The 18,734-nt window shown below is 43.9% G+C and carries 15 protein-coding genes and 2 pseudogenes; 6 read left to right on the forward strand and 11 right to left on the reverse strand.

Translation table 11 applies throughout. The annotated features are described in order from the left end of the window. Positions 1–295: 295 nt before the first annotated feature. The 3 genes from LEPTO7376_RS02565 to LEPTO7376_RS02575 form a co-directional block, all read right to left on the reverse strand. Entirely contained in the window at positions 296–553 is a 258-nt protein-coding gene (locus LEPTO7376_RS02565) for a DUF6761 family protein (RefSeq protein WP_015132723.1), read from the reverse strand. A gap of 524 nt (positions 554–1,077) precedes the next feature. Then, entirely contained in the window at positions 1,078–1,344 is a 267-nt protein-coding gene (locus LEPTO7376_RS02570) for a hypothetical protein (RefSeq protein ID WP_015132724.1), read from the reverse strand. A gap of 423 nt (positions 1,345–1,767) precedes the next feature. After that, positions 1,768–2,325 carry a DUF721 domain-containing protein gene (locus LEPTO7376_RS02575; protein ID WP_015132725.1) on the reverse strand — a complete coding sequence of 186 codons (558 nt, stop codon included), beginning with the start codon at positions 2,323–2,325 and terminating at the stop codon, positions 1,768–1,770. Between the two features lie 123 nt (positions 2,326–2,448). On the opposite strand from LEPTO7376_RS02575, the gene LEPTO7376_RS02580 reads away from it, so the two are divergent. Together LEPTO7376_RS02580 and LEPTO7376_RS02585 are read left to right on the forward strand one after the other, a co-directional pair. Then, on the forward strand, positions 2,449–2,922 hold the full coding sequence (locus tag LEPTO7376_RS02580; protein WP_015132726.1) for a J domain-containing protein: 474 nt from the start codon (positions 2,449–2,451) through the stop codon (positions 2,920–2,922). A 79-nt stretch (positions 2,923–3,001) separates the two neighbouring features. After that, positions 3,002–3,277 carry a DUF3143 domain-containing protein gene (locus tag LEPTO7376_RS02585; RefSeq protein ID WP_015132727.1) on the forward strand — a complete coding sequence of 92 codons (276 nt, stop codon included), beginning with the start codon at positions 3,002–3,004 and terminating at the stop codon, positions 3,275–3,277. On the opposite strand, the gene LEPTO7376_RS02590 is transcribed toward LEPTO7376_RS02585, so the two are convergent. Beyond that, positions 3,234–3,755: an ATP-binding protein gene (locus LEPTO7376_RS02590; protein WP_015132728.1), complete on the reverse strand. Its 522-nt coding sequence runs from the start codon at positions 3,753–3,755 to the stop codon at positions 3,234–3,236. The two genes, LEPTO7376_RS02585 and LEPTO7376_RS02590, sit on opposite strands and share 44 nt — an antisense overlap. Positions 3,756–3,782: 27 nt before the next feature. Between LEPTO7376_RS02590 and LEPTO7376_RS02595 the strand changes: the two genes are divergently transcribed. Together LEPTO7376_RS02595 and LEPTO7376_RS02600 are read left to right on the forward strand one after the other, a co-directional pair. Next, complete coding sequence (locus LEPTO7376_RS02595; protein WP_015132729.1) at positions 3,783–6,314, forward strand: O-antigen ligase family protein; 2,532 nt, start codon at positions 3,783–3,785, stop codon at positions 6,312–6,314. A 24-nt stretch (positions 6,315–6,338) separates the two neighbouring features. Beyond that, positions 6,339–7,583, forward strand: coding sequence for an MFS transporter (locus LEPTO7376_RS02600; protein WP_015132730.1), 1,245 nt, complete (start codon positions 6,339–6,341; stop codon positions 7,581–7,583). Positions 7,584–7,701: 118 nt separating this feature from the next. Here the strand turns inward: LEPTO7376_RS02600 and LEPTO7376_RS02605 are convergent, their stop codons facing one another. From LEPTO7376_RS02605 to LEPTO7376_RS02615, 3 genes are read right to left on the reverse strand one after another with little or no spacing between them, the layout of a single operon-like run. Then, on the reverse strand, positions 7,702–9,087 hold the full coding sequence (locus LEPTO7376_RS02605; RefSeq protein ID WP_015132731.1) for a TldD/PmbA family protein: 1,386 nt from the start codon (positions 9,085–9,087) through the stop codon (positions 7,702–7,704). A gap of 4 nt (positions 9,088–9,091) precedes the next feature. Then, the gene (locus tag LEPTO7376_RS02610) at positions 9,092–10,897 is read right to left on the reverse strand and encodes an ABC transporter substrate-binding protein (protein WP_015132732.1); all 1,806 of its coding nucleotides are present in this window, start codon (positions 10,895–10,897) and stop codon (positions 9,092–9,094) included. After that, a complete protein-coding gene (locus LEPTO7376_RS02615; protein ID WP_015132733.1) occupies positions 10,887–11,288 on the reverse strand; it encodes a hypothetical protein in 402 nt (133 codons plus the stop codon). The genes LEPTO7376_RS02610 and LEPTO7376_RS02615 overlap by 11 nt, the downstream gene beginning before the upstream one ends. Positions 11,289–11,632: 344 nt before the next feature. Here LEPTO7376_RS02615 and LEPTO7376_RS25515 point away from each other — a divergent pair. Beyond that, positions 11,633–12,704, forward strand: a pseudogene (locus tag LEPTO7376_RS25515) (ISAs1 family transposase). Here the strand turns inward: LEPTO7376_RS25515 and LEPTO7376_RS02625 are convergent. Continuing rightward, positions 12,660–13,885, reverse strand: a pseudogene (locus tag LEPTO7376_RS02625) (IS256 family transposase). The pseudogenes LEPTO7376_RS25515 and LEPTO7376_RS02625 sit on opposite strands and share 45 nt — an antisense overlap. 342 nt (positions 13,886–14,227) lie before the next feature. Here LEPTO7376_RS02625 and crtH point away from each other — a divergent pair. Then, positions 14,228–15,790: a carotenoid isomerase gene (gene crtH, locus LEPTO7376_RS02630; protein WP_015132735.1), complete on the forward strand. Its 1,563-nt coding sequence runs from the start codon at positions 14,228–14,230 to the stop codon at positions 15,788–15,790. Between the two features lie 9 nt (positions 15,791–15,799). Here the strand turns inward: crtH and LEPTO7376_RS02635 are convergent, their stop codons facing one another. Genes LEPTO7376_RS02635 through rfbD form a run of 3 tightly spaced genes read right to left on the reverse strand, consistent with a single transcriptional unit; the run spans position 15,800 to position 18,700 of the window. Next, positions 15,800–16,930 (reverse strand): glycosyltransferase family 1 protein, encoded by a 1,131-nt coding sequence (locus LEPTO7376_RS02635; RefSeq protein ID WP_015132736.1) that lies wholly within the window; start codon positions 16,928–16,930, stop codon positions 15,800–15,802. Positions 16,931–16,945: 15 nt separating this feature from the next. Then, positions 16,946–17,809 (reverse strand): glycosyltransferase family 2 protein, encoded by an 864-nt coding sequence (locus LEPTO7376_RS02640; RefSeq protein WP_015132737.1) that lies wholly within the window; start codon positions 17,807–17,809, stop codon positions 16,946–16,948. Between the two features lie 12 nt (positions 17,810–17,821). Then, positions 17,822–18,700, reverse strand: a complete 879-nt coding sequence (gene rfbD / locus LEPTO7376_RS02645; protein ID WP_015132738.1) for a dTDP-4-dehydrorhamnose reductase — start codon at positions 18,698–18,700, stop codon at positions 17,822–17,824. Positions 18,701–18,734: the final 34 nt, after the last annotated feature.

Consider the following 18,734-nt stretch of genomic DNA (forward strand, 5'->3'; position numbering starts at 1 on the left):
CCTGGGAAATATTGAGAAGAAAGGCTTTCAATAGGCTTCATGCCATATGTTGGAAGCACCCTCCTCCTTGCAGATCCTCTAAAAAAATCTTCTAAAATGCCGAGTTTAAGAGTATAAAAATATCAGGAAAAGAGAATAATGGCTCTGAGCATTGCACCAGAAAATTAATGCATGAGAGATAAAACACACAACGAAACAACATCAATATTCACTTTGGTAGCAGCGATATATTTTTTTTAGTCGAGGCATTATTCAATCTATTGATGCAAAAAAAACTCACTTGTCAAAACAGACATTAATAACGGTAGTCTGTTTCCGTTTGCGTCTGCGGATAAGCCAGCTCAAAATTCGAGGGATCACGCAGAAAACGGAAAGCCTCATCCTCTAGACGATGGATTTTGTACGCCTCTAATGAACCTGTATGGCGCAAGCAAGCAATGTAACCATCCATGTAGTTACGTATATCTTCATAACGATTGCCCCGCCGCCATAGCTCTACCATGGCATCAGTCAAACGTTGGTAGTAACGAATTGTCAGGCTGTCTTGAAGCATAGATCGAAAGGAAAACGGCTATTAAAGCAGCAATAGTTTTGAGGTCTAAAAATTGGGCTCAAAAAATGATTTAATCTTGCCTTTACGCTTTATTTTACCGATTTTTGTCGATTAAAGGGAGATTTTTTGATGTTTGATGGTGAAGATATCCCCCAAGAATAAATACTTATCTATGTAGTCGGGCATTTACAGAATATCTATATCTTTGCAATTGAAGGATGCAAAAATAGTGAGTCTGAACCAATGCTTCAACAAATAAAGAATCGCCTAAGCTAGCAATATTTATGTTATGGAAAGTTATTTGTTTAAAAGTTCATGCAACAATAAATGTTGAGAATAACACCGATAGTGACATCCACATTGATTGTCATTTATGTAATGAACAAAATATAAAACACAGCAAATTCATCCCAGAATCATCTTAAGTTCTCATTAAGATAACCTTCTGAGATATAAGCATTTACTAACAAGTTTATGTCTTAATGTTTCAAGTCAAAAGCAACATAACATATCGCTCACTAGGCTTATGTCAACTCAGAATAAGCTGGTTTGTCAGGGGACTTTTTCACAATAGGCACTTTTGGTAGCTCTAGAGTGAAGGAATGCTCTAATGCAGCGAGTGGTTGGATTTCTTCTGTTGCACTCTCGAAAGCTGCGATCGCCAGAGGACAAGCGCTCCAGGCGGGATCAGTGAATGTCCCAAATTGCTCACAAATGCCACCCCTTCTGCCTTCTGTACGGAAATGACTACAATTTTTGCAAGAGGAAATAGAGCAGGATTGGCTATTCATTACGGTGGCTGGAGCTAAAGGGAAATATTGATCGGAGCTTTTATGTGTGTTTATTATGACTTGTGTAAGATTTGCTACAAAGCGGACTCAAAACCATAGGCAATAGCCTATATGGAGCATTTCAAACATTGTCTTTATTCAGCTTTTTTTTATATTCTCCATTGCGTTATGTAAACAAGTAGATACGTTTTTTGTTTTGATGTAATCAGTGGAGATTTTGACGAAAAAAACAGCTGTTTATATTCGGGATCAATTCTAACAAGTTTTTCTGGGGTCAAAGAGTTCCTCAGGATAACTTCATTTAATAGATCAAACTACTTAAGTAACAGGCACAAATAAGTTGTTTGGAAGTTTTTTGATACGGATCAGTTAGGTCAATTTTTTTCTATTGAAATCTTGATGGTCGGTAATCACTAAAGTTCGTTAGGGACAATTCCGGTGCCATTCTTGGGCTACACAGCAACGGCAAACTTTCCAGCGTTCAAGTTCACCGCTAGGAGTAGGTGCTTGGCACTTTGGGCATAGGGGTTGGTTTTTGAATTGTTGCTGTCGCTGTTCAAGCCATGATCGAACAGCATTACTCGGAGATTGAGTATTTCGACGACTTCGTTTAGGAGAGGGAGAGTCAGTGCGGCTCGGATGCAGTAGGTCAGGATCAGCCAAGGGAGAATATGCTGGCTTTTGATGCCAGTGGGCTGTGGTGAAGCGAATATCTTCGAGGGTTTGGCTGGGTTTGAGTTTGGTATTGAGCTTGGTGCAGATATTGATGCGCTGGAGGGTGAGGTGCTGTGACCAAGTGTTATTGCTGGTAGAAACAATGAGGATTTTATTCTGGATGCTGTGGGGACGGCTATTGAGGATTGTTTTGGTGGGGAGTTGCTGTTGCCAAAGGGTTGTAAGGGTTTGGAAATGTTGTTGATGTTCCCATGCTTTTTGGTGCATGAGATGTTGCAAGACTGACTCTAGGGGCCTGAGGGTCATAGTGATCGCCGCATAACTAGATAAGAAAAAGATGACTCAGCAAATTCCGCAAAAATGCGGTTTTCATCAGGTCAAAGCTGGAAGTGCGCGGTAAGATATCAGAAATTTTGGCATCTGATCACGATGGCACAATCTTCGCCGAATTCTCGCGCCCACAAAAAAACGTTAGATGTAAAAACGCGCATCGCTCTCAGTTATTATGGCGTGCTGGATTTAAATCCGACGGCTTCCCCAATGGAAATCCGCCAGCAGTATCGGCGGCTGAGTAAAAAGTTTCACCCAGATACCACTGTTTTACCGGAAGTGGAGGCGAGAGCAAAGTTTCAACGGCTCAATGAAGCCTATGGAACTCTCAGTAATCCAGAACGGCGATCGCTCTACGATCTCAAAATAGGTTTTTCTCGTTATAGCGTGATTCAGACCAATCAAGAATCTGAGGAGGGTGAGACAAATTATCAGAGTTCAGCATATCTTGATCCCACAGATCGACCTCTCTCGGCAGGGGAGATTTTTGCACTTTTTATTATGGGAGCAACATTTTTCGGTTGTGTGTTGCTGGCGATCACCTTGAGTTTGAGTCAGGGAACAACAAATTAATTCCATGGCTAACGCCAAGTTGTTAAACTAAAATCAACTTTTTATCCTTCATTTTCCGTCGCGTTATCGCCAAGCAACTATGTCTGCAATGCCTTCTGTTGATAGTCCGCTCTATAATCATCCCCTGCCAAAAATTGAGCGATGGTTACAATCCCTCGGATGTGAGCAACAATCAGATGCACTGCATTGTTGGACTGTTAATCGCCCCAACTGGCAAGCCGTTATCTGTTTAGAGATTGAAGAATTGGCAGTATGCTATGTCAAAGCTGGAGCTGATGGATCTGATATTAAGCGCTCGTTCAAATATTCCCTTAGTCGCCAAGATATTGAGGATGCAGTTTTTTCAGGGCCTTAAAGCACTTGTGATTGCTATTTTGAACGGCAATGATCTCTTCAAATCCCTCAACACATTGGGGTGGCTCTGCTTCTAATCTCTCTAGCATTTGTCGCATAATTTCAAATGGCACTTGCCGTGATCGCAATTGATTTCTCTCCCAGCATTCTCGAAAAGGAGTATGTAGTTGCCAAGCTACCCAAGTCAGATAGGAATATCGTGCGAGAAAGTCCTGTCGCCAACCTCGATGAAAATTGGTGGCATCGTAAATAATGGTTTGTTCTATGGCGATCGCCCTTTGAATCGCTTCATCAACGCAGTGAGCAATCTCGGGCCACTTTCCTTGAATATTTGCATCCCCATAAAGTTTCTGGCGAATCGCATCAGTGGAAATAATTTGTCCTTGGGTTTGTGATTGGAGCCAAAGAGCCAGGGTCGATTTACCAGAGGCAGGTATCCCAATCAAAAAATGCGAGATATGCTGGGAAGGCTGCGGCATTTCTAGACAAGAATCTGAGTAATTTGCATGGAAAAACAGTCACTGCTCGAACGACTTAAACTGCCTTGGTGGCAATGGCTCGGCTACTTTGGAGTTTTAATTCTCACTGTCTTCATGATACTGCCGAGTAGTTATTTCTTGATGGTGACTTTCCCGCCCATTTTACTGTGGCAAGCAGGGTTTCTCTGCTTGGGGATCGCACTACTAGGTTTAATTCGACAGTTTGAGTTGCCATTTCATCCCCTCGGTTATGGGTTGGATTGGGCAGTGCTAGCTGTGGCGATCGCCTGTATTTTATCGACAATCTTTGCGCCATTTCCGGGAGTCGCAGCGTGGCAGTTAGTGACTGTTATTGGTTATGGCGTGGCATTATATGCTCTCAGAAATTTCCTTGGGCGCGGCGGCTGGAACTTGCAAAATATTTGGCGATTTTGGGTCATTCTCGGTGCTGGAATGAGTATCTGGGCGATCGCCGGCTGGCTGAATATTGGTCGTCCGGATCGCAATCTCTTTCCCATCGGGCATCACAATTTTGTAGGCGCTTATTTTTGTTTAATGTTGCCGCTCATTTTGAGTTTTGTGCTGTCTGTTGAGAGACCGATCAAAAAAATTGCCCTATTCCTACCGCTCTGCATACCATCTGTTTTTGTAATCTACACCAGTTCATCGCGTGGGGCATTTTTAGGATTACTGATCTGGGCGATCGCCACTATTAGCTTTGTGATCTGGCGGACGAAAGGAAAAAAACGATTAATCCTCAGTAGCTTATCGGCAGGTATTTTAACCCTATTACTCATTGTTGGTCTCCAGCATCCTCGCGTCCAACGAGTGATTCAGGTGGATGGGTCGGGTGGTTTGCCGGCAGTGGAATTTAAGGTTGATGGTCAAACAGAAGATCGACTATTTATGTGGCGCAGTGGTTTAAATATCCTGCGGGATCGCCCCCTCACTGGTGCAGGTTTGGGCAATATGTCTCGGATTTATAATCTCTATCGACCCATTACGGTTGGTGCTGGCGCTGCACACATTCAACAACTCCACGGCACTCCTCCCCATTTGCTTGCAGAACTGGGCTTAATCGGTGGCGCGGCGATCGCCTTTCTCCTTTTCCAACTCATCCGACTCGGTTGGAAGATTCAGAGTATTTCCGATAGCCCTCAGATGAAACGGCTAGTGTATGGTGTCGGAGGCAGTTGGCTTGCCTATGGCGGTGCATCCCTCACCGATTATCAGCTCGAAAATATTGCCATTAGTTTTCCGCTACTGCTCACGGTTATACTTCTCATCGCCGCCGCCGATCAAACATTACCAACACAACCCCAAACCCTCGCAACACCCCAACGCCGCATTCTCAGCCTCGGTAGTTTGGGAGGTATGTTCATCGCTTTATTTGCAGTGGCTCCCACAACTTGGTCAATGAATTTATTTAGTTCTGGCCGCCTGGCTTGGGAGCAGGGGCAAAACGAAAAAGCTTTTATCGATATGGCGACGGCGAGTGAGATTAACCGTTGGAATCCAAACTATGCCTTATATATTGCATTCTGGTTCCTCGAAAATCGAACTTATCAAGAGGATTCGCCAGAAGACTATCAAAAAAGCACAGAATTAGCGGCAGAGTACTTGCTCAAAGGTCTTGAAGCAGCCCCCAATGATTTTTACTTTAATCAAAATGTTGGCATTCTATTAGCAGAATTAGATTTAGCGCAGGCTCAAACTTATTTAGAACGCAGCATTCAACTGTTACCGCGCGATCCAGTGTCATCCAATTATTTTATGTTAGGGCTCAGCCATCTCGCTCAAGGTAACGAAGAAAAGGCGATCGCCGCCCTTGCTCTGCAATGTTTAATGTCCCCAGCCCATATGACCCTTGGTAATTGGGATCGAGAACCTCTCGCCCAATATCGCGTTGCCACAGTGGAAAAATGCATTGCCTTACATGAAGAATTAATCGCACGGCTCGATCCAGAAGATGACATAGTTCTATCTCTAAAAGAACGGATAGCACGGATGAGTTGGTGGCATGACTTACCCATTCCTTATCTCGATGAACTTGAAGAATTTCCGACAGTGGTTCAGGTTTTATTGTTGGGCGATCGCCAACCAGAAAAAGCATTAAGCATTGTCGAAGCAGAACTTGCCGCAGCTCCCGAGGATAATCTTTGGTTAATTTTACGCGCTTATTTTGATGAGAAATATCCCTTGGCTCTCAGCTACGAGGAAACGCCCGGTCAGATCACACAGTATGAATTGGTGAAACCCACGGATCCCGACATCAATTTGCAGAAATGGCTCAGGCAAATTCCTTCACCTCCTCGTCCACCAACAGATCGGTTAGCATCGCAGTTGGTTTACCGAAGTCAAGACTTTACAGGGGTCGATGCGATTTTGCACCCAAAGAACCTCAAACGCTTCCGGTTAGTTGGATTTTTAAATCTCGATAGTCGCTTTCCACGTTCTTTGCCAGCTCTCGATCACTTGGTCAATGAAGTGAATCGCGACGAACTTGGTTTGCCCCATCCCACCCAAAACGGCTTTAAACTGTTAGATTCCGACATTTAGGGCGGCATTTACTGTCATTTTTTCATGGGCAAAACATCAAAAGCTTGGCTGCTAGGTCTAGATTTACAGATCTGGATCTTGGCAGCGGGCAGACTTCTTTCTCATATCGGCACGGGATTTATCTTGTTCTACGCGCCGATTTTTTTTGTAAATACGGTTGGCCTAACTTCTACGCAAGTGGGAATTGCAATTGGTAGCGCCTCGATATCGGGTGTCTTGGGTCGCTTTCTGGGGGGATCATGGGCAGATAATCCGGCTTGGGGTCGCAAAAAGACATTGCTCATTGCGTTAGCCATTTCGGCGATCGCCGACGTTGCTTTAGCCTCTACCAATACATTTTCGATGCTCATTGCCGGGAATCTCTTACAGGGTTTAGGAGTGGGATTGTATTGGCCAGCAACCGAAACGATTGTGGCGGATCTTGCGACAAAAGAAAAACGTAATGAAGCTTTTGCGATCGCCCGTCTGGCAGACAATGTGGGGATGGGTGTGGGCGTGATCCTCGGCGGCGTAATTATCTCAACGATTAATAATTACCGCTTGCTATTTGTGTTGGATGGCATTTCGTTTGTCGCATTTTTCGGATTAGTTTTCCTTGCGATTAAAGAAAGCCAAAATTATCAGCATGTCGATGGACAGGATAAAGCACCAATTCTAGAAAGTTGGAGCAAAGCCTTAGGCGATCGCCGGCTGGTGGTTTTCCTTGCGGTGAATATTATTTTCACCATGTATATTTCACAAATTCAGAGTACTGCTCCCCTCTACCTGACAAATTTTGTGGAAGCCCAGCCCGAACTGATTACACTGCTATTCACTTGGCACGTCATTTTTGCGTCGGTTTGCCAATTGCCTGTTGCCCGTCTCTTAAATCGTTTCAGCCGCCCCAAAGCATTAATGATATCTCTGCTGCTTTGGGGATGCGGTTTTACGATGATGTGGGGTGTAGGAATGTCTGCGCTGCCAATGCTTATCGGGGCGATCGCCACCCTTGGAATTATGTCCTTTGCGATGATTAGCTACACACCATCGGCTTCATCTTTGGTTGTCGATCTTGCACCCGAATCCCAACGCGGCGTTTACATGGCGCTCAATTCCCAATGTTGGGCGATCGGCTATCTGATTGGCCCTCCTTTAGGCGGTTGGGCATTAGACCAAATTCCGGCGATCGCCCATGGATTTTGGTTAGCCGCAGCAGTCAGCATTGTGCCTTGTCTTGGCGTTTTGATCGTTTTAGAACAGCTCCTTGCAAAACCTAAACTCAAAACCTAAACTTTCTCATTCCAAACAAACGCCCATGCAAGCAAATAAAAACCGTCACCTGCTAACCAAGCGACGGAGTAATAATTCCATTTATTTTTTGTGATGACAACGCGATCTGATTGCGTTTTTAGCGACCACCAATCACAACATTTTTAATACGGAGATGAGGGCCACCAACACTGACAGGAAGTCCACCTTGACCACCTTTGCCGCAGCCACCATTGGTATAGAGCGTGTCGTCACCAATCGACTCAATATCATTGAGCGTTTGGAAAACGTTGCCGCTGAGGGTCACATCACTTACAGGTTCTGCAATTTTGCCATCGCGAATCATGTAGCCTTCCGCTGCTGCAAAAGTAAACATCTCGCCATTCGTTTGACCACCGAGCATCCGCACCGCATACACTCCTTCATCGATGTCTTGAATCATCTCTTCAAAAGGTGTATCACCGGGTTCAATCGCCGTATTAGTCATGCGCACAAGAGGAGGATAGGACGCGAGAATTGCACGAGCATTACCTGTCGGTTCCTCCGCCATCTTGCCTGCAGTTTCGCGGGAATGGAGTCGCTGGGTTAAAACACCATCTTTAATCAAATATTTGCGCTGACCGGGAACCCCTTCATCGTCATATTTCATCGTGCCAGGGAGATCAGGAAGCGTCGCATCGTCAATCACGTTGAGCTGTTTAATGCCAAGGGGTTTACCGATGGTGAGTAGCTCTTGCATCCGGGGATTTTCATACACAAAATCAGCTTCTGATAAATGCCCAAATGCTTCATGGATAAACACGCCAGCGAGATAAGGATCAAGGACAACAGTATATTGGCCACCTTTCACAGGCTTCGCTTCTAGCTGACGAATGGCTCGTACCGCAGCACCTTTGACACGGTCTTCAATCCCGATTAAGGCATTAAAATCACAGCGGGAATTGAGAGATTCAAAACCCTGTCGCACCACGCCATCGTCTCCTCTGGCGATCGCCCCAAAACGACCGTTCACATCGAGGCGTTCTTGAACAATGCAACTGCCATTGGAATTAACGAAATAAGTGGTGACGAACTTATCGCTGATGCTACTCATCGTGGTTTGAATGCGGGGGTCATAATCCAACAAAATTTGGTTATAACGTGCCACTAAATCCCGTTTTTCCTTAAGAGAAACCGTGCGAGGATCCTGCTTAATCTCCACCGGAACATAGTCTTCAATCGCGCCATTCGGAGCAAGTTGAGTCGATTCCTTACCCACAAGTTTCGCTTGGGTAATGGCATCATCAAGGCGATCATTCAATTCTTCTAAACCATTGAAAGTAACAAAACTCCAGCCACCATCATGGCAGGCTCGAATCCCGCCAGCGAGGGCAAAACTGCGATTACTGCCATCAAACTGAGGCCCACGAAATGAAATGCTGGTTGACTCGCTTTGCTGCACGCGCACTTCGAGGTAATCCACCTGATCCTTACGGTCGGCGATCGCCTGTTTGAGGGTATCGGTCATCACTTGATTAAGTGGCATAGGGTTACTCCTTGAGGTCAGAATCGGTAGTAGATAAAGTTAACTCTTCAATATTCCAAAGCGGGCCGCCGAGGGCAGAATGTTGCACCCCTTCAATTTTGTTGCGGACGGCAGCCAAGGAAAAATTATTAATCAAATAAATAAACGGTAAATGTTCAGAACCGATCTCTTGGGTGCGGTCATAAATTTCCTTACGCTTGTCGAACTCCAATTCCTGAGCCGCTTTGACATAAAGATCCGCAATTTCCTGTTCCCAATCGCTCACCTGACGATCCGTTAATGGATCCGTACCAGGGCGTGCATTTTGATTGAACATATGCAAATTGCCATCCACAGCCCAGACATTTGCGCCGCTGTTAGGTTCATTACCGCCAGTCAAGCCGAGCAAATGACATTCCCAATCTAACGAATTTGTGAGCTTATCGACGAGGATATTAAACCCAATCGGTGTGTAATCCACCTCCATACCGATAGCCTCCAAATCCTGCTCAATTTGAGTAGCAATTGATTCGCGGATTTTATTACCAGCATTGGTAATCAGGTTAAAGCGCACCAGATTGTTATCCTTGTCGAATAATTTACCTTGATCATCGTAATAAAAACCTTCAGCCTCTAACAACGAACGGGCTTTTTCTGGGTCATAGTCATAGCCTTTAATGTTTTCATTAAAGAAAGGTGACTGAATCGAAACCCCAGAATCCTGCGGTACACCCAACCCTCGATAAATGTTATTGACCATGCGATCGCGGTCAAGGGAATAAGCCACAGCACGGCGAAAATTGACATTGTTAAACCACTTCGATTTGTAGGGTTCAACGAGGGGTTTGCCGTTACGTTTACCAGTGTTGAGGTTAAAGGAAATAAAGCTTGTCCCGTAACTCGCGCCGCCATTGTAAATAGTAAAATCACCGCGATCTTCTTCTTTTTTCAGCAGTGAAAAATATTCAGGACTCACACTCGTCACATCTAGATCACCAGAGCGAAACTGGAGCAATGTGGTGTCTGTATTCGGCACAATTTGCCAAACAACTTTTTCAACAATCGGTTGCGGCGCATCCCAATAGTTTGGATTGGCTTTAAAAATAACGCGCTGTCCAACGCTATAACTATCAATTTTGTAACGACCACTAACGACGAGATCGGATAGTGGTGTGCTAATCCCCCAAGTATTGATGAAGAGAGGATTGCCTTCGCTATCAAGGGTTTCGACAGATTCTCGGAGGGCATGTTCGGGTAAGATTTCGAGGCCAATACTACTTAAAATCGGCGCGAAGGGTTCCGACATCGTAAAACGCACTTGGCGATCGCCCACTTTAGTGACAGTGGGAAGCGTTCCTTCAGCACCAATGCGCAAAATATCGCGGGAGCTGGTGGGAATTTTGTCGTTTAAATAGATGTCATTGAAAGTAAACACCACATCATCGGCAGTGAGGGGTTCGCCATCAGACCACTTCAGATTTTCTCGCAGTGTAAACGTCAGGTTGAGTTTATCCTCAGAAAATTCCCAAGACTCAGCAAGGTGCGGTTCAAATTCCCCGGTCATCGGGTTTTGATCCAGCAACCCTTCAAAAGTCAGATTAAAAACGTTGGGAGACTCGGTCGATAGGGCTGGGTTAAATGTTTTGGGATCGCTAAGGATACTCACCACAATTTGATTGTCAGATGACGCATTAGACGGTTGTCCACTACAGGCGGTCAACACCGACGGGAATGCAATCATCAGGGCGATCGCCGTCGCAATGCCCCACCAGCGAAGCGTTCTCATGCGTTGCATCATTTGCTGCGCTAGCCGTAAAAAATCAGTCTTCATCATTTTCGTACCGTTGTTCCCCATCGAGGCGACCGAGCTCATATACACCACAGCCTGCACAGGCCATGATACCCAGACTAATCGCCCAGCTATGGCCTAGGGACAATTCTACAAACCAGTTAAACAAAACCCCGAGGATCAAAAACGGCACAATACTCAGGAGAGAGGCGGAAAATGCACTCTTTGATTCACGAATTTCTTTGTCTTTGTTGTATTCCTCGACGGAAAAATACAGCGATCGCTCCGCCCAATTCATCCACAGCTCTAGCCCATCGGTGATCCCCTCGCGTAGGGGAGCAATGCCAATATACAACGCAAATGCCCATAAGCAAATGCCCGCAATAGTACTCGGGTCAATGGGAATCTGGAACTGTAAAAATTCGCTAAGCATGGTGACGGCAACAACAATAGAATTGTTTAAAGATTGTATCGATTGTCGTGGCTTTCGGCATCCTCAGCCGCTCAAGGGCTTATTTTTTAGCGGTTAATTTATTGGACATTGCATTGAGTCAACAACCTCTATTCTGCAACGCCTAAAAAGTTATGTAAGTGGTTGCTTTTGTCGTACCGCCGAAAGGATAAGGCTATGCAACGACAACGATAATCCTTTGTGAAAGTGATGCAGCTGGTATTCCCGGCGAAGAATTGCCCTATCCCACCCTGAGCAAGGCAGGGTTGTTTCATTCTTAGAAAAAATAGAGAGAATAAGAGGAGATAGGCGTTCAACGATGAAAAATGAGCGAAAGCTTACTCGATACACTGAGTCGTATTGAAGACCCGAGACAGGCTTCCGGACGAAGACACTCATTATCTTTGATATTACTGATAATCATCATGGCAGGTATGAGTGGTGAATGGGGATATCGAGGTATTGGGCGATTTATTGAGCGACATCGCCGGGAGCTGATTAGCACCTTACAGATTCCTGAAGCTCGTGTCCCCTCCTACTCAACGGTACGGCGAGTGATGATGGAATTAGATTTCCAGCAAGTGACACAAGTCTTTAACCAATGGGCAAGACAATATGTGAGAAAGGGAGACATTGTGGCTGGGGACGGTAAATCCCTCAAAAACACCGTGCAAAACTATGACAACAAGAGTCAAGATTTTGTCACAGCAGTGTCTTTATTCTGTCAGCAGCGACAAGTTGTTTTGGGCATGAAAATGAGTCGGAATAAGAAAGAGAGTGAAATCTCAGTAATCCGGCAATTACTGACAGAGTTAGATTTACCATCAGTCACTGTGACTTTAGATGCCTTACACACTCAAAAAAACAATCCAGTTACTCAGACAACGCGGACATGACTACCTAGTGACAGTCAAAGGCAACCAGAAAAAGCTGTATCAAGCTTTAACAAACTACTGTCAGGAACAAAAGCCAATCGCTCAACATGAATCCCAAAATGTTGGTCATGGTCGTTCTGAAAAAAGACGAGTAGAAGTCTGGTCTGTGCCGACTTCACTAACGCCAGAATGGAAAGATATACAATCCGTTGTCCGCATGACTCGGTGGGGACAGAGGCAGAGCCAAGACTATGAAAATCAGATGTTCTACATCACTTCATTACCACCACAAGGACTAAAGCTGAGTCGAGTAATTCGACAGCATTGGCAAATCGAGAACAACCTACATTGGGTAAAGGATGCACTTCTTGGGGAAGACAAAGCACAACAAAAAGATGGCCATGCTCCAGAGAACTTTGCCATCTTCCGTAGTTGGGTAATCTGGGAGTGTCAAGAATTTTGTGTAAGCCAAGAAAAACTAGTGAAGAAAATACTCTGGATTATCAATGGCAAAATAGCTTAAGCCCCTTTTCCAATGGGGTATTGTATTGGTATCGTCCATCTCTTCATCAAATGCTTCAGGGCTAAATACAGCAATTTCAGGGCAGCATCTGCATGGGGGAACATGCCCTTGGTTTTTCACACCTTGCCCAAAGAGCGATTGACCGCCTCAATGGCATTGGTGGTGTAAATGATGCGGCGGATGGGAGCTGGATAATCAAATAATGGAATGATGTTTTCCCAATGATTCAGCCATATTTGGGAAATAGTGGGGTAGATACCGTCCCAACGCTCCGCAAAAGCAGTTAAGGCGGATTCTGCCTCGGAAACTGTGGCGGCCTGGTAAATAGGCTTGAGGTCTGACACCACGGACTTACGGTCTTTCCAAGAAACGAATTTCAGGCTATTTCGTATCAGATGAACGATACATAATTGCACTCTCGTTTTTGGGAACACCGCTTCAATGGCAGCGGGAAATCCCTTCAACCCATCCACACAAGCTATACAGATATGTTCGACTCCCCGATGGTGGATTTCATTCAGCACTGACAACCAAAATTTTGCCCCCTCTCCTCCCGAGGATAGCCACATTCCTAAGACCTCCTTGTGACCGGACTGCTTCACTCCCAGTGCTAGATAGAGAGTCTGATTCGTATCCCGTCCTTCCTCTCTGATTTTTATTCTCATGCCATCCAGCCACAATATCGGATATATCTCCTCCAGAGGACGATGCTGCCATGCTTTGATTTCCTCCATCACTGCCGAGGTCACTTCACTCACTAGCCCAGCTGAAATCTCCACCCCATACAGTTCTTGCATTTGTGCCTGAATATCTCTGGTACTCATACCTCGACTGTACAAAGCCAGTATCTTCTCTTCTAGCCCTTGAATACGCCTTTGACCTTTGGGCACTAACAGCGGCTCAAATTCACTTTTCCTATCCCTTGGGATGCTGATATCCATTTCCCCTTGGGTTGATTTGATTGTTTTCTTGGAATAGCCGTTTCTACTATTCTGCTTTCCTGCTTCTTTGACTTGATTCAGATGATGACTCAATTCCCCTTGCAAGGCTCTTTCAATTAATCTCTTACTCAACTGCTGTAGCAAGCCTGATTCTCCCAGAATTGATTCCGAGTCTGGACAATCTTGCAGTAATTCATCAATCAGTTCATCGGCTCTACTGGTTTGATTCTGTTTTTTCATGGGTCATGGTCTCCTTGCTTTTTTCTGGATTTTGACCGCTTACACAAATTAATTTACATACCCGGTAATCTCGCTATTGAGATTGAACGGCTATTCATCCATAACGGAAGCCATAGCTCTGATTTCTCACCGGTTACCGTTTTTACTATCGTTGTGTACTGCTTAGCTTCTTTCTCTCAAGAATGAAATAGCCCTGCCCTGAGCGAGGGGGAACCCACTTGCCCTGAAGATTTTACTGCTCTGTAAGCTTCTATTTATAACGCTCTAAATTCATTAGCAAGACCGACTGATGTTCTTAATAGCAGTAAACTGGTAATTATTACCAATTGTTAACTGCCATCTATGACTGCTATCGCCAACATTACAGCTACATCCTCTGACTTCTCTGTCGCTGACTATGACGTGATTGTGATTGGCTCCGGTGTTGGGGGACTCGTCACAGCAACCCAGTTAGCCGCGAAAGGCATTAAGGTTTTAGTTCTCGAAAAATATCTCATTCCCGGTGGCAGCGCAGGCTATTTCGAGCGGGAAGGCTATCGTTTCGATGTTGGCGCATCAATGATTTTTGGCTTTGGTGAGCAGGGCACAACCAACTTGCTTACCCGCGCTCTGGATGCAGTGGGCATGAAAATCAATACCATCCCCGATCCAGTCCAGATTCATTACCATTTACCGAACGATCTGAGTATCCGTGTTCACCGCGACTACGAAGAATTTCTGCAGGAATTAATCGCCCGCTTCCCCCATGAAGAAAAAGGCATCCGCAAATTTTATGGCGAATGTTGGGATGTGTTTAATTGCCTCAACAGCATGGAGCTTTTATCCCTCGAAGAAATCAAATATCTGCTGCGTGTCTTTGTTCAAGAACCTTTGTCTTGTCTTGGCTTACTAAAATACTTACCCCAAAATGCTGGTGATATCGCCCGCCATCATATCAAAGATAAAGAACTCCTCAAATTTATCGATATGGAATGTTATTGCTGGTCAGTGGTTCCCGCAGAACTCACGCCGATGATTAATGCAGGCATGGTATTTAGCGATCGCCATTATGGTGGCATCAATTATCCCGAAGGCGGTGTGGGTCAAATCCCTTTGAAATTAGTTGAAGGCTTAAAAAATCACGGTGGCGACATCGAATATTCTGCTAATGTCTACAAAATTCTCACTGAGAAAGGCAAAGCTGTAGGCGTAAAACTCGTCAATGGCAAAGAATTCCGCGCGAGAAAAATCATTTCTAATGCCACTCGTTGGGATACGTTTGAGAAACTTCTACCCGCCGAAACTAAACCAAAATTTGAGAAAAAGTGGGAGCAAAACTACAAAAAATCTCCGAGTTTCTTGAGTTTGCACCTTGGCGTGAAGGCTGATTTATTGGCTGAAGATGCAGATTGTCATCATATTTTTCTCGAAGACTGGAACAACATGGAGGATGAACAAGGCACGATTTTTGTCTCCATCCCCACTCTCCTAGATCCAAGCCTTGCGCCAGAAGGACACCACATTATTCACACTTTTACACCCAGCTTTATCGATGAGTGGAAAGGTTTGTCGCCGAAGGAATATGAAGAAAAAAAGGACGATGCCGCCAATCACTTAATCCAGCGCCTTGAAACAATTTTTCCTGGCATCACCGAAAAGCTTGATTATATGGAAGTTGGTACACCTCGCACCCATCGTAAATTCCTTGGACGTGTAGATGGCTCTTATGGTCCTATCCCTCAGAAAAAACTATTAGGACTACTAGGAATGTTTAACCTCAATAATCTCTGGCCTAAGGTAAACAAAACCGAAGTGGATGGTTTGTACTGTGTTGGCGATAGTACATTTCCCGGCCAAGGTCTAAATGCGGTGGCATTTTCTGGTTTCGCCTGCGCGCACAAGGTTGCCACGGAATTGGGCAAGTAAAACAACAACTTACAGAAATCGCTTCAGCACTTCGACTGTTTCACGTCCTGTTTTCTCCCAGCTAAACAGTTTTGCCCGAGCCAATCCCAGTTCGGATAAGTTCATTCGTAATGCTGAGTCGGTGGCGATCGCCTGCATTGCATCAGAGATCTCATTGGTGTTGTAAGGATCTACTAAAATTGCAGCATCTCCAGCCACTTCAGGCATTGATGCAAGATTTGAGGTTATGACTGGGGTACCACAGCCCATTGCTTCAAGGATGGGCAACCCAAACCCTTCCCATAACGATGGAAATACAAGGGCGATCGCCTCAGAAATTATTGTGGGTAAGTCTGCATAAGGCACATAATCCAAAAACTTCACTCGCTCAGTTAATCCTAATTCGAGAATCTGCTGGCGTAATGCAGGCGTATGGCGAGGATGCTCAGAGCCGACCAGCCATAACTCTGTCTTATCACTGAATTTTCCAGCCTGAAAAGCATTGATAACCCGTGCAAGATTTTTGTGAGGGTCATGACGACCAACATATAAAAAATAAGGAGAAGTCGCCGATGAATCTTGAGTTGGAGTGGGCTGGAAATGTTCTTGGTCATAACCCAACAGAATTGGGCTAATTTTTTTTGCAGAAACTCCACAGAATTTCACAATATCTCGTGCTGTTGCCTCGGAATTACAAATCAGATGTTCTGCTTGCCTTGTAACTTCCGGCACATAAAATCGATGGTAAGGGTAGAGGGGTGATCGCCAATTTGGAAACCGTAATGGAATAAAATCATGAATCATCACGACTTGACGACAGGATGTAAATAATGCAGCTTCTGAAATAGGCGAAAAAACCAAGGTAGAAGTTTGCTTTTTATATATTTTCGGCAACATGAATTGCGACCAAATCAATCGTTTAATGTGACCAATCTTTCCAGAATTAGCAGTCAGATCATCAGAAACAATTGAGGATTGAAAATTGTATTTTTCGGAGAGATATTGTTTCGCATCTAAATTTATTAAATATATAGGATTAATAGATTGAAGCCCATCTAATATGGCATCTGAATATCTAACAATCCCAGTAGCATTAATGATGCTAAAAAATGAGAGGTTAACAAGAATATCATTGTTGATTGAAGGTTCCAGACTAGACATTGATATTAGTAGGGATTAAACATCAGGAGTCATTTTTTTGATAAAAGAGATTAATCCATCATATTTAGCACGACCAATCTGAGGCTGAGTGATTAATTTAAATACTGTATTCAAAAAAAATTTGCTCAAACATATTAAAAATACAAGTTGACTGGTATGTCTCTGCAAGAAATATAAATAGCTAAAACTACTATGAAATAACTTTGCATACTGATTTTTATTCGTGATCGACGATGGTTGATGAATAATCTTCAACTCAGAAGAGACAGCAAGCTGATGGCCTAAAGCACGATACCGCAAGCAAAAATCAGAATCTTCATAATACAAAAAAAAAGCTTCATCGAAATAAGGACAGTTTTTGAATTTTTCTAAGTTAATCATCAGACTACAACCACTAATCCAGTCTGTCTCCACCAATCCGTTATCACTTGGCATCAGCTCTTGAACATCAATTATTCGACCTGTATGTTTATTGAAAAAACCTTGCGAAAACCAGATATTACCTATTGGTGTTTCAATAAGAGTTCCTAAAATTGATAACTGAGAATTTTCTTGCCAGATTTGGTTGATTAATTTCCAGTATTGTTTCTGAGGCTGTTTAGGAAAGTACGTGTCAGGATTGAGAAGCCAAATAACAGCCTGAGGATCTTGAGATGCAATGTGACTGATACCGAAATTACAACCACCACCAAATCCCAAATTCATATTTGGTTCTAATATTTTTACTCGAGATGACTGAAGTTTAAAAATCGCTTCATCTTCTGGAGAATTATTAATAATAAATATTTGATATTCCGGTGATTGAGGCTCTGGTAGAGACTCAATTAGTTGACATATTAAAGCACTGGAATTGTAATTTATTGTGAGAATATATATCACACTTTAATCTTGTTATTTGAGATATTTTTCTAACATTAACCGTAAGGATTGATGCCAATGTGGTGGGTATTCGCCTAGGAGATTGGAAATTTTTTTAGTTGATAGCACTGAGTAATGAGGTCGTTGTGCTGGAGTTGGATATTCTGAGGTTGTTATTGGCTTAAGCTGTGTCAATTTCAAAGGATAGCCAAGGCTTTTTGATTCCATAAAAATGGCAGAGGCGAAATCATACCAGCTACAAACACCGCTGTTGGTGAAATGGTAAATACCAGAATTTTCTTGGGAGAGCTGTTTACATATTTGCAACAGTGCCATTGCGAGATCTTTCGTCCATGTTGGACTCCCGATTTGATCAGAAACAATACCAAGATTCTCTCTAGCTTGACCAAGTTTCAACATGGTTTTGACAAAATTTCCTTTGCCATATATGCCATAAACCCACGCTGTTCGCACAATGATGTATTTGTCAGTTTGCTTAATAATGGCTTGCTCTCCAGCTAATTTTGATTTGCCATATGTACTACGGGGATTTGTTAAATCTTCTTCGCTATATGGTAAGTAGTTTTGACCATCGAAAACGTAATCAGTCGAAATATGAATTAGATAACTGCCGATTTGTTTCGTTGCTTTGGCGATCGCCTCTACAACCAAATGATTAATCAAAAACGCTTGCTCAACTTCTTCCTCCGCACGATCAACAGCTGTATATGCAGAACAGTTGATGACGATATCGGGCTGAACATTATAGATATAACTTTCGATGAGACTAATATTGCTTAGGTTAAGGGAGCCACGATCACAAGAAATATAATCTTCACCCTTGAACTCCAACAGCTTTTGCACCTCCTGACCTAATTGGCCAGAGCTACCGATCAGTAATATCTTTGCCATAAGACGATACAGAAAATTACGAGTAGAACAAACC

Origin of the sequence: [Leptolyngbya] sp. PCC 7376, from assembly GCF_000316605.1 — a bacterium.
Taxonomy (GTDB): domain Bacteria; phylum Cyanobacteriota; class Cyanobacteriia; order Cyanobacteriales; family MRBY01; genus MRBY01.

Coding starts and splice junctions, on each gene's coding strand:
- LEPTO7376_RS02565 (WP_015132723.1), bottom strand. CDS start 553: ATGCTTCAAGACAGCCTGACAATTCGTTACTACCAACGTTTGACTGAT.
- LEPTO7376_RS02570 (WP_015132724.1), bottom strand. CDS start 1,344: ATGAATAGCCAATCCTGCTCTATTTCCTCTTGCAAAAATTGTAGTCAT.
- LEPTO7376_RS02575 (WP_015132725.1), bottom strand. CDS start 2,325: ATGACCCTCAGGCCCCTAGAGTCAGTCTTGCAACATCTCATGCACCAA.
- LEPTO7376_RS02580 (WP_015132726.1), top strand. CDS start 2,449: ATGGCACAATCTTCGCCGAATTCTCGCGCCCACAAAAAAACGTTAGAT.
- LEPTO7376_RS02585 (WP_015132727.1), top strand. CDS start 3,002: ATGTCTGCAATGCCTTCTGTTGATAGTCCGCTCTATAATCATCCCCTG.
- LEPTO7376_RS02590 (WP_015132728.1), bottom strand. CDS start 3,755: ATGCCGCAGCCTTCCCAGCATATCTCGCATTTTTTGATTGGGATACCT.
- LEPTO7376_RS02595 (WP_015132729.1), top strand. CDS start 3,783: ATGGAAAAACAGTCACTGCTCGAACGACTTAAACTGCCTTGGTGGCAA.
- LEPTO7376_RS02600 (WP_015132730.1), top strand. CDS start 6,339: ATGGGCAAAACATCAAAAGCTTGGCTGCTAGGTCTAGATTTACAGATC.
- LEPTO7376_RS02605 (WP_015132731.1), bottom strand. CDS start 9,087: ATGCCACTTAATCAAGTGATGACCGATACCCTCAAACAGGCGATCGCC.
- LEPTO7376_RS02610 (WP_015132732.1), bottom strand. CDS start 10,897: ATGAAGACTGATTTTTTACGGCTAGCGCAGCAAATGATGCAACGCATG.
- LEPTO7376_RS02615 (WP_015132733.1), bottom strand. CDS start 11,288: ATGCTTAGCGAATTTTTACAGTTCCAGATTCCCATTGACCCGAGTACT.
- crtH (WP_015132735.1), top strand. CDS start 14,228: ATGACTGCTATCGCCAACATTACAGCTACATCCTCTGACTTCTCTGTC.
- LEPTO7376_RS02635 (WP_015132736.1), bottom strand. CDS start 16,930: ATGTCTAGTCTGGAACCTTCAATCAACAATGATATTCTTGTTAACCTC.
- rfbD (WP_015132738.1), bottom strand. CDS start 18,700: ATGGCAAAGATATTACTGATCGGTAGCTCTGGCCAATTAGGTCAGGAG.